This window comes from Massilia sp. CFBP9026 (genome assembly GCF_034045165.1).
Classification (GTDB): domain Bacteria; phylum Pseudomonadota; class Gammaproteobacteria; order Burkholderiales; family Burkholderiaceae_D; genus Telluria; species Telluria arenae.
The window spans coordinates 1-14,690 of record NZ_JAXCWH010000004.1 but is presented as its reverse complement, the minus strand read 5'-3'; the positions used below and the strand labels follow the sequence as shown (position 1 = coordinate 14,690).

The following is a 14,690-nucleotide window of genomic DNA, read 5'->3' as shown; positions in this document are numbered from 1 at the left end:
CGTCAGATGGCATTGAACAGCGACAGGTTGCCGATCTTGGCGTACGCCTTGTAGGTCGCCTGCAGGGCGGTCGAGTAACCGTTGAGCTCAGTGGCGGCGACGCCGACGTCGAGCGCGCCGATGTCGGTGATCGCGATCTTGTTCGACAGGCTGATGTTGGTGTGGTTGTCGTCCAGCGTCTTGATGATGTTCTGGCGTCCGCCCAGGTCGGCGATCTTGCTCGAGATCAGGGCTTGCGCTTCGTCGAAACCGGCCAGGTTGGCATTCAGCACCGCGCGGATGGCCGGATCGTTGGGCGTGGCGCCTGGCTGCGACATCACCTCGATGGTGGCGTCGATCTGGTTCAGCAGTTTCTGCAGGCCATCGAGGTTCTCGTTGGCAGGCTGGGTCAGGCCGTTGCCGACCACGACGTTCTGCGCATTGGTATTGCCTGCGAAGCTGTAGCGCTCGCCAGGGTCCGCAGCCTCGTTGTAGACCAACGGCGCGGTCTTGGTCAGCGTGCCGGCGAACAGGTAGTTGCCTTCTTCGTCGATCGTGTTGCCGGTATGGAACAGGCTGTCGCGCAGCGATTGCAGCGGCGCGATCATGGCCTTCAGGTCGTCCGGGGTATTGGCGCCGTCCAGGGCCCAGACCAGCTGGTCGCGGCCCGGGATCATCTCGTTGACCATATTGCTCAGGTAGCCTTCCGACTTGGTCAGGCGCAGCTGGAGCGAGGCGATATTGCTGCGGTACTGGCCGACCGTGGATTCCTCGCGCGCCAGGCGCGACAGGCGCACGCTGTCGACCGGGTCGTCCGATGGCAGCAGGATGCGCTTTTGCGTATCGAGCTGGCGCATGATGTAGCTGAGCCGGTCCTGGTTGTTCTGGAGCGACTGGTTCATCGTCGATTGGTACTGGGCGGTAGCGATACGCATCATGTTCTCCTTACTGCATCATGGCCAGGGTGGCGTCGAACAGCGAATTGGCGATCGAGATCACCTGCATATTGGCCTGGTACATGCGCTGGAACTCCACCAGCTTGACCGCTTCTTCGTCTTCGTTGACGCCGCTGGTCGACAGCCAGTCGTTGATCGACTGGACGCGCACGGTCTCGGCGGTCTTCAGGGCGGCCTTGTTGATCTTGCTGTCCACGGCCAGTTTGCCCAGCATCTGGGTGTCGGCATCGCTCAGCAGCACGCTGCCGATATTGGGCAGGTCGATCGACGCGGACTTGAGCGCGGCCAGCTTTTGCAGATTGCCGGTATCGCCCGGCGTGCCGTCGCTCGAGAACGCCAGGTCCTGGGCCTTGAAACCCTCGACCGTCTTGAGCATGTTCGAGCCATTGCCGGGAGTGAAGACGAACAGCGGGACTCCATTCGGCGCCGCGCCAGGCGCATTGTAGCCGAGCTGCAGCTGTCCGTTGACGCGGTCGGCGATCTCTTTCGCCAGGGCCTCGACGTCTTTCTGCATCGGGATCAAGGTGTTTTGCTCGAACTGGGTCAGCCCGCCGAGCTGGCCGCCCATCTTGCTGGCGTCGAGCGTGAAGGTCGAGTTGGCGAAGGAGATCGAAAACGCCTGCGGCGAATCGGCGCTCGGGGCCGCCTTGAGGGTGCCGTGCATGCTGCCGATCACCAGCGCCTGGCCGCTCTTGAGCGAGACGTCGCGGCTGCCGTCGCCATTGTCCGAGACTTCGACCCCCATCTTGTTCGACAGGTCGTCGATGGCCTGGTCGCGCGCGTCGATCAGGCTCGAGGCCGAGACGCCGCTGGCCTGGGTTTCGATGATCTGCTTGTTCAGGCGGGCAATGGTGGCGATGTCGACGTTGGCCGAGTCGACCAGGGCGCTGCGCTGCTGGCGCACCGAGGTCAGCTGGGTATTGAAGACGTTGTTCAGGCCGTTGAAGCGCTCGCCCATCAGGCCGGCGGCGGTCAGCACCTGCTGACGCAGCGGGGTCGAGCCCGGGTCTCCCGCCACCGCATTGACCGCCTTGAAGAAATCGTCGATGCCGGCCGACAGGCTGGCCGAGGTGTCGCCCATCACGCTTTCGAGCTGGGTCAGGTATTGCTGCGATTGCGAGTACACGCCCTGTTCCGAATTGGCGCGCCACATGGCCTGGGTCTTGTAGTTGTCCGAGAAGCGCAGCAGCGAGGTCACCTGCACGCCATTGCCGGCCGAGCGGCCGCTGGCATCCGGGCCGACCGCCATCAGCAGCGCCGACTGGCGGGTATAGCCCTTGGTCTGCAGGTTGGCGATGTTGTGGCTGCTTGCCGCGAGGGAAAGCTGGGCGGCGAGGGCGCCGGAGAGGGCATTATTGATGATCGTCATGGTACGAATTCGTCCTCGAGACAGGTTAACCTGTAAAGGCGACCGATTATTGCTGTCTATTAAGTTTTTTGTATAAATCGGATCGCGCCCGGGATCCGATCCGTTTGCCGCATTTCTAGCGCTTGCCGGTACCGGCGCCCGGTACCAGTTGGCGCAGGATGGCGTCGGCGATGCCGAAGGCGCGCTGGCCGGCCATGTTCCCGGCCACCAGGTCGTCGGCCATGTCCTGCATGTCCTGGTTGACGCGGTTGTTGAAGACGCTGTCCTCGCTCGCCAGTTCGCGGGTCGAGGAGCGCATCGTGCGCAGCATGTGGCTGATGAAGAAGCGTTCGAACTCGACCGCGGCCTGGGTGGCTTTCGCCACGTAGGCCGGGTCCGGTTGGTCGGCGGCGGGCGCGACCGGCGCTTCGGTTGCGGCCTTGAGCGCGTCGTTGCGAAGATCGTCGATGCGCATCAGATCACCACCAGTTCGCCTTCGATCGCGCCGGCCTGGTCGAGGGCCTGCAGGATCGCCATGATGTCGTCGGGCGAGGCGCCCAGGCTGTTCACGGTATCGATGATGGTCTGCAGGCGCGCGCCCGGCGGCCAGCGGAACATCTGGCCCGAGCCCTGGTCGACCGACAATTTGGATTCCGGCGTCACCGCGGTCTGGCCGCGCGCGAACGGGCCCGGCTGGCTGACGCGCGAGCTTTCCGAGATGATCACCTTGAGCGAGCCATGGGTCACGGCGGCCGCCTTCACGCGCAGGCCGTCGGCGATGACGACGGTGCCGGTGCGCGAGTTGAACACGACCTTCGGCACCTCGATGCCGGCTTCCACGCTGATGGCGTTCAGGCTGGCCACGAAGGCCACGCGCTCGGTCGGGTTCTCGGGGGCGATGACTTCGACGCTGGTGCCGTCCAGGGTGGTGGCGATCGGACCATAGCGCTTGTTGATCGCATTGACCACGTTGGTGGCGGTCTCGAAGTGCGGCTGGCGCAGGCGCAGCAGCACTTGCGGGCGGGTCGCGAAGTCGGTCGCGATCTCGCGCTCGATCAGGGCGCCGTTCGGCACCCGGCCGGCGGTCGGGGTGTTGACGGTGACCGAGGAACCGCTGCGGCCGGTGGCGTTCAGGCCGCCGACCACCACATTGCCCTGGGCCAGGGCGTAGATTTCGTTGTCGGCCGCGCGCAATTGCGTGAGCAGCAGGGTGCCGCCGCGCAGGCTCTTGGCGTCGCCCAGCGAAGAGACGGTGACGTCGATGGCCTGGCCGCGGCGGTAGCCGGGTGGGAAGGTGGCCGACACCATGACGGCGGCCACGTTCTTGTTCTTGGCGTCCTCGCCTTCCGGCAGGCGCACGCCGAACTGCTTGAGCATATTGATGACCGACTGGCTGGCGAACTTGACCTGGGTCGAGTCGCCCGAGCCGTTCAGGCCGACCACCAGGCCATAGCCGACCAGCGGGTTTTCGCGCACGCCTTCGACGCTGACCAGGTTGCGCAGGGCTTGCGCGGCGCTGGCAGGAAGGGCGGCGCAGCCGAGGGCGGCGGCGAGCAGGAGAGGGGCGATTCGGCGCAGATTCATGTGATCCTCAGAACGGCATCAGGGGGCTGTTGAAGAAGCGCGTCAGCCAGCCCGGCTGGTTGGCGTCGGCCAGCGCACCGCGCGCCGAATAGGCGATGCGGGCATTGGCCACGCGCAGCGAGGACACGCGGTTGTCGCTGTCGACGTCGGCCGAGCGCACAAAGCCCTTCAGGCGCACGAATTCCTCGCCCTGGTTCAGCATCAGGTTCTTTTCGCCGGCCACGCGCAAGAGGCCGTTGGGCAGCACTTCCTGCACGATCACGGTCAGCGAGCCGGACAGCGCATTCTGCTGGGTGCTGGTGGCGTCGCCCTGGAAATCGCGGTCGGCCGTGATGTCGACCGCCACCTTGTCGTAGACCTTGCCCAGTGCGGCGAGCGGGGAGATGCCGACCGACGAGCCCTTCGAGATGCTGGTGCCGGCGCGCTTGCTGGCCTGGGTGGTCTCTTGCAGGATCACGGTGACGGCGTCGCCCACGCGGTAGGCGCGGCTGTCCGAGGTCAGCGAGACGGTGTCGGCGGTGAACACGCCGCCCGAGACGCCGCCGCGCGCCATGCGCTGCAGCGGCATGTGGTCGTCATCGTCGTCGCGCATGGCGACCTGCGCCGGCGTGGCGCAGCCGGCCAGCAGGACGATGCCAAGCAGGGCGGCCAGGGTTTTCATCAGCGTGCCGCCTGCGACAGGTATTGCAGCATATTGTCGGCCGCCGACAGCACCTTGGTGTTCATCTCGTAGGTGCGCTGGGCGGCGATCATGTCGACCATCTCTTCGACCACCTGCACGTTCGAGCCTTCCAGCGCGCCCTGTTTCAGCGCGCCGAAGGCGGCGTCGCCCGGACGGCCTTCGTTCGGCGCGCCGCTGGCGGCGGTTTCCTGGAACAGGTTGTCGCCCAGGGCCAGGAGGCCCGTCGGGTTGATGAAGGCGGTCAGGTTGATCTGGCCGATTTCCTGCGGCGCCGGCTGGTTCGGGAAGGTCACCGAGACCACGCCGTTCTCGCCGATGGTGATGCCGCTGGCATTCTGCGGAATCGTGATCTGCGGGACGATGGCCAGGCCCTGGGCATTGGTCAGCGTGCCGTTCGGGTCGAGCTTGAGCTGGCCGGCGCGGGTATAGGCCGGTTCGCCGTTCGGACGCAGCACCTGCAGGAAGCCGGCGCCCGAGATGGCGACGTCGAGCGGCTGGCTGGTGGTCTGCAGGCTGCCGTTGGTGAAGGCCTTCTGGGTGCCGACCACGCGCACGCCGTTGCCGAGCTGGACGCCGCCGTTGACGGTGTTGTCGGCGTTCTGGGCGCCCGGCTGGGCGTCGACCTGGTAGAACAGGTCTTCGAACACGACGCGGTCGCGCTTGAAGCCGACGGTGTTGACGTTGGCCAGGTTGTTGGCGATCGCCTGCAGCTTGGCATCCTGTGCCTGCACGCCGGTCTTGCTGATCCACATTGCTGGATTCATGGTTGCTCCTTATTGAGTGTGCCGATGCTTACGCACCGATGAGGCGGTTGCCCGACTCGTTCATGCTGTCGCTGGCCTTGAACATCTTCATCTGCAGTTCGAAGCTGCGGTTCAGGCTCATCACGGCAACCATCTCTTCGACCGCCGAGACGTTGCTGCCTTCGAGGGCGCGGCCGCGCACGGTCACGTTCGGGTCGGCCGCCAGCGGCTCGCCTTCGCGCGTGACGATCAGGCCGGCCTCGTTCTTGGCCAGCTGGGCGCCTTCCGCGCTGACCAGGCGCAGCCGGTCGATGATCTGGGTGATCGTGCCGCCTTCGGGCATCACCGAGATGGTGCCGTCGTTGGCGATGTCGACCGCGGTGTGCGGCGGCAGCACGATGGGGCCGCCTTCGCCCAGCAGCGGACGGCCGTTGACCGACAGCGCGCCGTTGGCGTCGATGTCGATCGCGCCGGCGCGGGTATACGCCTCGCCTTCGCCGAACTCCACCGCCAGGTAGCCGTTGCCGTTGACGGCGACGTCCAGCGCGCGGCCGGTGTCGCGCACGGTGCCGTTGCGGGTCGAGACGGCATCGGCCATGCCGCGCGCCAGGTGCACGTCGTCATAGCCGTAGCCGGCCAGCGCCTGGCTCGACGCCAGCTCGATATTGGCGCGAAAGCCCGCGGTGTCGGCGTTGGCCAGGTTGTTGGCGCGCACCTGCTGTGCCTGCAGGGTGCGCTGGGCGGCGCTGACGGCGGTGAAGATGAACTTGTCCATGGCCTACGCTTACAGCGCCTGCATCAGCGACTGCATCATCTGGTTCTCGGCGGTGATCACCTTCGAGTTGGCCTGGTAGTTGCGCTGCGAGGTCATCAGGCCGACCAGTTCCGAGGTGATGTCCACGTTCGAGCCTTCCAGCGTGCCCTTGGACAGCTTGCCGGCCAGGCCGACGCCCGGGGTGCTGTACAGCGGCGCGCCCGAGTTGGCGTTGGCGACCCAGCTGGTGTCGCTGACCGGGGCCAGGCTGCCTTCGTCGGGGAAGGTGGCGATCGCCACGGTGCCCACGACCTGCTGCTGTTCGTTGCTGTACTTGGCGACGATCGAGCCGTTTTCGGCCATTTCCACACCGACGAAGGTGCCGGAGGCATAGCCGTTCGGGCGGTTGGCGGTGTTGGTCGCGGCGCCGCCGAGCTTGGTGGTGCCGGCGTAATCGAAGTTGAACACCAGATCTTCTGCGCCGGGGGCCGTGATCGTCAGGTTCGGCCCGGCCGTCTGGGTTTCCACGACGCGGCCATTCAAGTCGAAGTCGATGTCGAAGGTGGCGGCGGCGGCCGGCTCCTCGCCGTTCAGGCTGTAGCGCACGGTGACGGTCTGGTCGTCGGTCTTGATGAAGTATTGCGACACGGTGTGCTGGGTGCCCAGCGAATCGTAGACCACCGACTGCTTGACCATGCTGTAGGTGCTGGAATCCTCGAAGTCGAAGTCAGCGGCGTCCTTGGTCGGCCATTCGTTCGACATATTGCCCGCGTAGGCGACGCGGGTGGTGGCCACGGCCGGGATCTGGCCGGTCGGGACCTCGATGTCGCCCATGGCGCCCATCACACCGTTCACGGTCGGGCCATAGCCCTGCACCCGCTTGCCGGTGGCGTCGACCAGGTAACCGTCGGCATTGGTATTGAAGATGCCGACGCGCGAGTACGAGACCACGCCCTGGTCGTCGCGGCTGGTGAAGAAACCGCGGCCGAGGATGGCGGCGTCGAGGCCGCGGCCGGTGGTCTGCAGGCTGCCGTTCTTGTTGATGTCCTGGGTCAGCGAACCGACCTGCACGCCGTTGGCCATCTCGCCCGCGTACACCGACGAGAAGTTGGCGCGGCTGCTCTTGAAGCCGTAGGTGCCGGCGTTGGCGATATTGTTCGACAGGGTGTTCAGCTGCTCGTTGATGGCCTGGATGCCCGACAGGGCGATATTGAAGCTCATGGGGGAATCCTTTAGTTGGTGAACGCCAGGTCGGCGGAATTGTTTTTACCGTTGAAACCGGTGATCCAGCCCGGCTCGACTTCGCCGACGCCGGCCACCTGCATCAGGATGCCGCCGGTCGAGTCGAGACGAACGCTGTTCAGGCGGCCGTTGATCTCGATCGCCGGCTTGGTGCCGTCCGAGGCTTCGGCGGCGATGCTGTACTTGCCGGCCGGGAGGCCGAGCTTGGCCGGGTCGAGCGTGAATTCCTGGCCGCCGGTGCCGTGCGACGGCAGTTCGATCCTGGTCTGCTTGCCGGCGATGTCGGTCAGGATCACGTGGGTGAGGGTGCTGGCGCCTTCCAGGCGCACGCTGCCGGTGATCGGGGTATCGCCCAGTTCCACGCGGCTGGTCTCGACCGAGACCTGGCTGCCGACCTGGCCGCCCATCGCCAGCACCTGCAGGCTCTGCAGCATGGCGGCGCTGGCGGCGGTGGTTTGCGTCATGTTTTCCAGCGCCTCGGTCTGCGACAGCTGCGACAGCTGGTTGACGAAGGTGGCCGGATCGGACGGGGCCAGCGGATCCTGGTTGCGGATCTGCGCCACCAGCAGCTTGGTGAACATGTCCTTGTTCTCGCTCATCGGCACGCCGGCCGGGCTGTTGCTGGTATTGCTGTAGTTGCTGCTGAAACCGAAGTTATTGGTGGTCGTGACCATGATCAGCTTTCTCCCATACGGATCAGGGACTGCTGCATCGACTTGATGCGGCCCATGACCTCGACATTCGTTTCAAAGGCGCGCGAGGCGGACATCATGTCGGCCATCTCGGCCACTTCATTGACGTTGGCGTAAAACACCATGCCGTCGGCGTCGGCCAGCGGATTGTCCGGTTCGTGCACGCGGCGCAGCGGTTCGCTCGACTGCACCACGTCCAGCACCTTGACCTTGGCCACGCCTTCGCCGTCGAGCATCGCGGCGAACACCGGCTTGCGGGCGCGGTAGGCTTCGTCCTCGGTGGTGGCCACGGCATTCGCGTTGGCCAGGTTGCTGGCGATCGTGTTCATGCGCACGGTCTGGGCGGCCATGGCCGAGCCAGCGATCAGGGAAATGTCTTTAAAACTCATTCAGCGCTCCTTATTGGCCGGTGATGGCTTTGTTGAGGCCGCGCAGCTTCATATTGATGAAGGTCAGGCTGGTCTGGAAATCGGAGGCGTTCTGCGAAAAGGCGGCCTGCTCGACGCCGATCTCGACGGTATTGCCGTCGGCGCTCGGGTGGTAGGGAACGCGGAACAGGGGGCCATCTTCCGACAGCGTCGGCGCGCCGTCGTCGGCGTCCATCCGGGCTTGCATCACGGAAGCGAAATCGAGGTCGCGCGCCGTATAGCCAGGCGTGCTCTCGTTGGCGATGTTCGCTGCCAGCACGCGGGTGCGTTCGGCGCGCAACTGGAGCGCATCGGCGCTGACGCCGAGAGCTTCCTTGAAATTAATCGACATGGCGATTCTCCAGTGAACTGCAGTGAGTTTGGTTAGAATGGGCCTTTCCGCCTGACCCGTATTGTCCAATGATTGCTTTCCGCAAGGCAACTATAAGTATTGTAACCTGTCTGTTGTGCACCACAGCAGAGGCGGCACAAACTCTTTCCGTAGAGATAGAACAAGCAGCGCGCGAGCAGCTCGAGAAGGGCGCCGACGCCGTCGGGCTGGGTGATCCCCAGTTCGACCTGACGGTGTCGAGCAGCCGTCCGGCGCCGGTTTGCAAGGGGCCGGTCACGGTCGAGGCGATCGACACGCGCCAGCCGGCGCGCATGCGCTTCGTGGCGCGCTGCCCGGACGGCAATGGCTGGCGCCACGACTTCGTGGTGCGCGCCCGCATCTCGGCCCTGGTGGCGGTGACGGCGGCGCCGGTGGCGGCCAACCGTGAACTATCCGAGGCCGACGTCACGCTCGAGCGGCGCGACATTACCCAGGTGCGCGATCCGATCGGCATGCTCGACGAAGCCGTCGGCCAGTCCAGCCGGCGCAGCCTGCGCGCCGGCGAGGTCCTGCGCGCCAGCCAGCTGGTGGCGCCGATCGTGGTGAAACGTGGCGAAGCGGTGGTCATGACCGCGCGCCAGGACGGGATCGAGGTGACCATGGCGGGCGAGGCGCTCGACGCCGGCGCGCGCGGCGCCGTGGTGCGGGTCAAGAACAGCGCCAGCGGCCAGGTGGTGCGCATGCGGGTGCTGGGCGCCGGCGCCGTGCAGCCGATCGACATGCCGCTGGGCGAATAAGGCGTCGAACAAGGCTTCATTCCTTCGATCCCTGCAGCCCGCCCGCGATGCGGGCCAGCTTGGCGGCATAGCCGGGGTCGGTCGCATAACCGCCGCGCGCCAGGCCCTGGGCGAAGGCCTGGGCATCGCTGCCCGTATTCAGGGCGCCGCGGTAGCGCGGATTGTCCATCAATACCCGGGTGTAGTCCTGGAAGGCGCTGGCCGCGTCCGGATAGGCGCGGAAGCGCTCGCGCGTCTTGAGCGCGGCGCCATTCACGTATTCGGTGGTGCTCGAGTCGCCGGTCGCGCCATTCCAGCCGGCGCCGGCCTTGATCCCGAACAGGTTGTGGCTGCTGGCGCCGTCGGCGGTGCGCAGCGGACGCTGGCCCCAGCCGGATTCCAGCGCGGCGTGGGCCTGCACCAGTTCCGGCGCCACGCCCAGCCGGTCGGCGGCCTGGCGCGCCCACGGGGCGATGCTGTCCAGGAAAGCCTGCTGCTCGGGCGTGCTGGCGGCCGCGCCGCCGCTGGCCGTGGCTGCGTCCACCTGTTCTTCTTCACCCATGATCAGGCCTTTGGCGCGCAGGCGCAGCAGGGCGCCTTCCGCGGAGAGGCTGCTGGCCGCGCCGCTGTCGGCGCCGGCATCGCCATGCTGGATGTAGGCGGTCACTTCGCCCTGCAGCTCGCTGAACAGCCGGCCGAAGCTGGCGTCGCCGCCGCCGCCGAGGCCTGCGGTGGGACGGGTAGCGCTGGTGGCGGCGGTCGGCGCCGTCGACGCGATCGAGAAATCAGCGTGGCGCATAGATCTCGTCCTCGCCGTGCAGCACGCGCTGCATCACGGAATATTGCTCGGCCAGCAGGCGGCCGTTGCGCGTGGTCGCCTCCTTGCAGGCGCGCACGATCGCTTCCAGCTCGGCCCAGGCGGCGTCGAAGGTTGTGCGGGCGCCGGCGGCCAGGCTGGCGCTGTACTGCGCCATCGAGGCGTCCGGGCCGAGCAGGGCGCGCACCAGCTGCAGGCGCTGCTGGCGGCGCGCTTCCATCGCCTCGAGCAGCGGCTCCAGATTCTCCGCCAGCGCGCTCAGCTCGGCGCTGCGGTGGCGCACGGCGGCCTCGAACTGCTGTTCCAGCAAGGTGTGGATGGTGGCCGCTTCGGCCAGGTCTTTCTGGACGCCTTCGAGCAGCAGCGTATTGGCCGCCTGGCGGGTGAGGGTGGCCATGCTCAGCGTCCTCCGTGGAATTTCTGGATCAGGCCGGCCAGGCGGCCCGGATCGAAGGGCAGCTCGCCGCGCGCCAGCGCATCGCGCAGTTCAGCCACGCGGGCGGCGTCGAAATCGGGCATCGCGCGCATCGCTTCGGCGGCCGGCTTGAGAACTTCGGATTGCAGGGCGGCGGCCGGCGCGGCCGGCGCCTCGGCCTGTACCGGCACCGACACGGTCTGGGCGCCGATGGTGACGGTGGATACGGACGAGCCGGTGATTTTCATGCGGTTACCTCGGGATTTCGGTTGGATCGTCATGGCGAAGTCGGCAGTTGGCCGCGCAGTTGTTCCAGGTCCGCGGCGTCCGGCATGGTGACCGACGCGCCGCTGCCCAGCGCCGTGCCGTGGCTGCCGGGGGCGCCGAACATATTCGCCACCGCGCGCGACTGGGCGCTGGTCAGGATCAGCAGTTCGATGCGGCGGTTCATGCCGTCGAGCGGGGCTTCCGGGTGCAGCGGGCCGCGGTCGGCCATGCCGACCACCTGCAGCACGGTGCTGCTCTGCATGCCGCCGGTGAGCAGCTGGGCGCGCGCGGCCAGCGCGCGGTCGGTCGACAGCGCCCAGTTCGAATAGCCGCCCTTGTCCACGCCGGCGTAGCGGCTGGAATCGGTATGGCCGATGATCAGCATCTGGTTGCGCATCTGGGCGAACAGCGGACCCATCTTTTGCAGCAGGCGCGCGAAGCGGCCGGTGGGCAGCGCGCTGCCGCGCATGAACATGCCCTGTTTATCGGTGTCGTGCAGCATCACGCGCAGGCCGTAGGGCGTGACCACGGTGGACAGGTTCGAGGCCAGGCCGGCGCTCTCCGACAGCTCGGTCAGGGCCTTCGACAGGGCGGCCAGGTCGGCCGGGGTCTCGTAGGCGGTGCGCGGGGCGCTCGGGCTGCCCGGGTTGCTGGTGCCGGCATTGCCGGTGCGCGGGACCTCGAAGCGCTCGATCAGGCTGCCGCTCGGCTCGGTGGCGATGGCCGGCTTCTGGCCCTGGCCCTCGAGCATGCCGGAGTCGGTTGCGTCGCGCACGATCGCCTTGAGGTTCTGCTGCTCGCGCGCGGCGATCAGCCACAGCACCAGGAACAGCGCCATCAGGGCCAGGCAGAAATCGGCGAACGCGACTTTCCAGGCCCCGCCGTGCTCGTCGTGCTGGTGCTTGCCGCCGCCGCGCTTGACGATGGTCGATTCGTGCTTGTCGTTCGGTTTCGACACGTGTTACCCCGCCATGCGGTCGCCGCCGCGGCGCCGCTTGTTCTGCGATTCGTCTTCGCCGCCCATGGCGTTGATCCACTGTTCGAGCTGGGCGAAGCTGGGCTTGGTATTGAGCTGGATCAGGCGCCGGCCGGCGTCGATCGCCAGCAGGGCCGGCTTGCCGGCCACGTGGGTGCACAGCACGACCTTGACGGTCTCCATGGTCGATGCATCCGAATTGACGGTCTGCTTCATCAGGTTGGCCAGCGGCTCGAGCACGCCGTAGCAGAAGAAGATGCCGATGAAGGTGCCGACCATGGCCGCGCCAACCTTCTCGGCGATCTCGCCCGAATCGGCGCCGCCCGAGACCGAGTACATGGCCATCACGATGCCCAGCACCGCGGCCAGGATGCCGAAGCCCGGCATCGCTTCGGCGATTTTTTGCAGCGACTTCGACGGCTGGGTCAGCTCTTCGTGGATCGCTTCCAGCTCCTGCTCAAGCACGCCTTCCAGCTCATGGGCGTTGATCTTGCCCATGGCCATCAGGCGGAAGTTATCGACGATGAAGGCCAGCAGCTTCGGCTCGGCCAGGATCGCCGGATAGCGCTGGAACAGCGGGCTTTCGGCAGGCGCCTCGACGTGGGCGTCGAGCGCCTTCAGGCCGCCGGCGGCGGTCTGCAGCAGTTCGTACATCAGGAGCAGCAGCTGGCGCTGGAATTCCGAGTCGTGCTTCTTGCGCGCCGCGACCTTCTTGAGCTGGTGGCCCATCTCGGACAGCACGTGCTTCGGATTGCCGAGCACCAGCGCGCCGAAGGCGGCGCCGCCGATGATCAGGATCTCGACCGGGTGGAAGATCGAGGCGAAGGTGCCGCCCATCAGGGTGAATCCACCGAAGATGGCGCCGAGCACGATGGCGATGCCGAGTAGTTGCTGCATGACGTAGGGCCTTTTTTCTTTGTAATTCGGTTCAGTCGCGCTGCAGCGCGGCCTTCATCTTGGCCAGCGCGCTCTTGTTGAGCTGGCAGACGCGGGCGTCGGACAGGTCGAGCACGGCGGCGATTTCCTTGTAGCTCAGTTCGAACTCGTAGATCATCTGGATCACGCGCTGCTCCTTCTCGTTGAGGGCGGACAGCACCTGCTCCAGGCTGCGCCGCACCATGAACTGTTCTTCGGGGCCGGGGGTGTGATGGGCTTCGCCGACCGCTTCCTGCAATACTTCATCGAAGCTCAGCATTTCCTCGGCGCTGTCGTCGAGCAGATACTGTTGATACTGTTCCGCGGACAGGCCCAGGGCCTCGGCCGCTTCCTTCTCGTTCGGCTCGCGCCCCAGGCTGCGGGTCAGCGCGCGCAGGGCATCGCGCTGGCGATGGCTTTCCTGGCGCACCGCGCGCGGACGCCAGTCCTGGCGCCGCAGCTCGTCGAGGATGGCGCCGCGCACGCGCAGCGCCGCATAGCTCGAAAAACCGGCGTCGGGCTGGCCGTAGCGGCGCAGCGCTTCGAGCAGTCCCATCAGGCCGATCTGTTCCATGTCTTCGCGCCCAAGCGCGCCCGAGACCTGGCTGCCGAGCTGGCGCGCGATGCGCTTGACCAGCGGCGCATAGGCCAGCAGGTGTCGTCCTTCCTCCTGCGCGCTCATGCCGGCGCTGGTCGCCGCATCGCCGTAGTCGGCGGCGGCAACGTCGAGGTAGTCGCTCATATAGGCCACGTGGTCACCAGGTGGATTCGCGTCACTCGATGATCAGCTTGCCGACCATGACTTCGGAAAACGGCTTCACATGGTTTTCCTTTTCATAGTTGGCGTCGAATACCTTGTTCAGCTCGGCCGCGTACTGGTCGACCGACATGCTTGAGGCTTCGGCCAGGGTGCGCGCCGACAGCGCCGACACGGCGATGCTGCGCAGCAGCGGCAGCTGTTCCTTGGCTTCCTTCTCCTCGGCTGGGGTGGTGGCCAGCACCAGGTCGACCGACAGGTAGTGCGCGGCCTGCTCGTTCGGCGCGCGGCGCAGCATGACGATCACCTTGTCCAGGGTGACGTACTTGGTCAGCTTCTTCTCCGGGGCCGGCTTGGCGGCGACGGCGCCGGCGGCCGGGGCCGGGTTCATATACCACATGGCGCCGCCGGCGGCGGCGGCGGCCGCTACTGCGACGCCGGCGAATGCGATGATCAGTTTTGCTTTCATGGTCTAGTCGCGGTCATTCATCGAAAACAGGGAACCGGCGTCGCCGGCATCGTTCAGGGCCAGTCCGGGCGTGCGCTGGCGCTGTTGCTGCTCATCCTGGCGGCCGCGGCCCTGGGCATCGGCGCCCGGCTGGCTGGATGGCTGGTTGCCGGCCTGGGCGGTGGCTTGGGCGCGCGGGGTCTCGCTCACATTGACCGAGACGTTGCTGTACTGGCGTCCGGCCAGGTCGTTGCGCAGGTTGTCGCTGACCGTGTTCAGCTGGCGCAGCACTTCGGTATTGGTGGCGGCGATGTGCACCTCGAGGTTGCCGCCGCTGTGGCGGATCGAGATGTCGATCCGGCCCAGCATCGGCGGCTCGAGGCGGATCGTGGCCTGTTCGGCGCCGCGGCCGAGCTGGACCTGGAGCCGCTCGCCCAGCGCTTCCTGCAGGGTCTGGCGCCAGGCGGTCGGCGGACCGGCCAGGACCACGCTGCCGGCGCCGCGCGCGGCGGCCGGCTGGCTCGGGGCGGTGACGCTGGCGGCGGCGGTGGTCGGCGCGGTGTCGGCGCCGTCGCGCGGTGTGTCGGTGGCCAGCGCGGCG

20 protein-coding genes are annotated in these 14,690 nt (G+C 66.8%); 1 reads left to right on the top strand and 19 read right to left on the bottom strand.

The annotated features are described in order from the left end of the window. Positions 1-2 precede the first annotated feature (2 nt). The 11 genes from flgL to flgB form a co-directional block, all read right to left on the bottom strand. Positions 3-914 (bottom strand): flagellar hook-associated protein FlgL, encoded by a 912-nt coding sequence (flgL, locus tag SOM28_RS11260; protein ID WP_123067673.1) that lies wholly within the window; start codon positions 912-914, stop codon positions 3-5. Between the two features lie 10 nt (positions 915-924). Continuing rightward, positions 925-2,304, bottom strand: coding sequence for a flagellar hook-associated protein FlgK (gene flgK / locus SOM28_RS11255; protein WP_123067672.1), 1,380 nt, complete (start codon positions 2,302-2,304; stop codon positions 925-927). 115 nt (positions 2,305-2,419) lie between these two features. After that, positions 2,420-2,758, bottom strand: coding sequence for a rod-binding protein (locus SOM28_RS11250; protein WP_123067671.1), 339 nt, complete (start codon positions 2,756-2,758; stop codon positions 2,420-2,422). After that, positions 2,758-3,867 carry a flagellar basal body P-ring protein FlgI gene (locus SOM28_RS11245; protein ID WP_123067670.1) on the bottom strand — a complete coding sequence of 370 codons (1,110 nt, stop codon included), beginning with the start codon at positions 3,865-3,867 and terminating at the stop codon, positions 2,758-2,760. Before SOM28_RS11245 ends, SOM28_RS11250 begins: the two co-directional genes overlap by 1 nt. A gap of 7 nt (positions 3,868-3,874) precedes the next feature. Next, a complete protein-coding gene (gene flgH / locus SOM28_RS11240) occupies positions 3,875-4,528 on the bottom strand; it encodes a flagellar basal body L-ring protein FlgH (RefSeq protein WP_123067669.1) in 654 nt (217 codons plus the stop codon). After that, on the bottom strand, positions 4,528-5,313 hold the full coding sequence (gene flgG, locus SOM28_RS11235; RefSeq protein ID WP_183407296.1) for a flagellar basal-body rod protein FlgG: 786 nt from the start codon (positions 5,311-5,313) through the stop codon (positions 4,528-4,530). Before flgG ends, flgH begins: the two co-directional genes overlap by 1 nt. A gap of 28 nt (positions 5,314-5,341) precedes the next feature. Beyond that, positions 5,342-6,067, bottom strand: coding sequence for a flagellar basal body rod protein FlgF (locus SOM28_RS11230; RefSeq protein ID WP_123067667.1), 726 nt, complete (start codon positions 6,065-6,067; stop codon positions 5,342-5,344). Between the two features lie 9 nt (positions 6,068-6,076). Then, positions 6,077-7,267 carry a flagellar hook protein FlgE gene (locus SOM28_RS11225; protein WP_320468156.1) on the bottom strand — a complete coding sequence of 397 codons (1,191 nt, stop codon included), beginning with the start codon at positions 7,265-7,267 and terminating at the stop codon, positions 6,077-6,079. 11 nt (positions 7,268-7,278) lie between these two features. Beyond that, positions 7,279-7,962 carry a flagellar hook capping FlgD N-terminal domain-containing protein gene (locus SOM28_RS11220; RefSeq protein WP_320468155.1) on the bottom strand — a complete coding sequence of 228 codons (684 nt, stop codon included), beginning with the start codon at positions 7,960-7,962 and terminating at the stop codon, positions 7,279-7,281. Positions 7,963-7,964: 2 nt separating this feature from the next. Next, entirely contained in the window at positions 7,965-8,369 is a 405-nt protein-coding gene (gene flgC / locus SOM28_RS11215; protein ID WP_123067664.1) for a flagellar basal body rod protein FlgC, read from the bottom strand. A gap of 10 nt (positions 8,370-8,379) precedes the next feature. Beyond that, complete coding sequence (flgB, locus tag SOM28_RS11210) at positions 8,380-8,739, bottom strand: flagellar basal body rod protein FlgB (protein WP_123067663.1); 360 nt, start codon at positions 8,737-8,739, stop codon at positions 8,380-8,382. 113 nt (positions 8,740-8,852) lie between these two features. Here flgB and flgA point away from each other — a divergent pair, with 113 nt between their 5' ends. Further along, entirely contained in the window at positions 8,853-9,515 is a 663-nt protein-coding gene (gene flgA / locus SOM28_RS11205) for a flagellar basal body P-ring formation chaperone FlgA (RefSeq protein ID WP_320468154.1), read from the top strand. A gap of 16 nt (positions 9,516-9,531) precedes the next feature. Here the strand turns inward: flgA and SOM28_RS11200 are convergent, their stop codons facing one another. The 8 genes from SOM28_RS11200 to SOM28_RS11165 form a co-directional block, all read right to left on the bottom strand. Beyond that, complete coding sequence (locus SOM28_RS11200) at positions 9,532-10,293, bottom strand: glycoside hydrolase family 73 protein (protein ID WP_320468153.1); 762 nt, start codon at positions 10,291-10,293, stop codon at positions 9,532-9,534. Next, positions 10,280-10,708 carry a flagellar export chaperone FlgN gene (flgN, locus tag SOM28_RS11195; protein ID WP_320468152.1) on the bottom strand — a complete coding sequence of 143 codons (429 nt, stop codon included), beginning with the start codon at positions 10,706-10,708 and terminating at the stop codon, positions 10,280-10,282. The genes SOM28_RS11200 and flgN overlap by 14 nt, the downstream gene beginning before the upstream one ends. 2 nt (positions 10,709-10,710) lie before the next feature. Next, complete coding sequence (flgM, locus tag SOM28_RS11190; protein ID WP_109344760.1) at positions 10,711-10,974, bottom strand: flagellar biosynthesis anti-sigma factor FlgM; 264 nt, start codon at positions 10,972-10,974, stop codon at positions 10,711-10,713. A 29-nt stretch (positions 10,975-11,003) separates the two neighbouring features. Then, positions 11,004-11,951 (bottom strand): flagellar motor protein MotB, encoded by a 948-nt coding sequence (locus tag SOM28_RS11185; RefSeq protein WP_123067659.1) that lies wholly within the window; start codon positions 11,949-11,951, stop codon positions 11,004-11,006. Positions 11,952-11,954: 3 nt separating this feature from the next. Next, entirely contained in the window at positions 11,955-12,866 is a 912-nt protein-coding gene (gene motA, locus SOM28_RS11180; RefSeq protein ID WP_123067658.1) for a flagellar motor stator protein MotA, read from the bottom strand. Positions 12,867-12,897: 31 nt separating this feature from the next. Next, positions 12,898-13,626, bottom strand: coding sequence for a FliA/WhiG family RNA polymerase sigma factor (locus SOM28_RS11175; RefSeq protein ID WP_320468151.1), 729 nt, complete (start codon positions 13,624-13,626; stop codon positions 12,898-12,900). A gap of 31 nt (positions 13,627-13,657) precedes the next feature. Beyond that, a complete protein-coding gene (locus SOM28_RS11170) occupies positions 13,658-14,110 on the bottom strand; it encodes a flagellar basal body-associated FliL family protein (protein ID WP_123067656.1) in 453 nt (150 codons plus the stop codon). Positions 14,111-14,113: 3 nt separating this feature from the next. Beyond that, positions 14,114-14,690: flagellar hook-length control protein FliK (locus SOM28_RS11165; RefSeq protein ID WP_320468150.1), on the bottom strand; the 577-nt coding region annotated here is incomplete at its 5' end.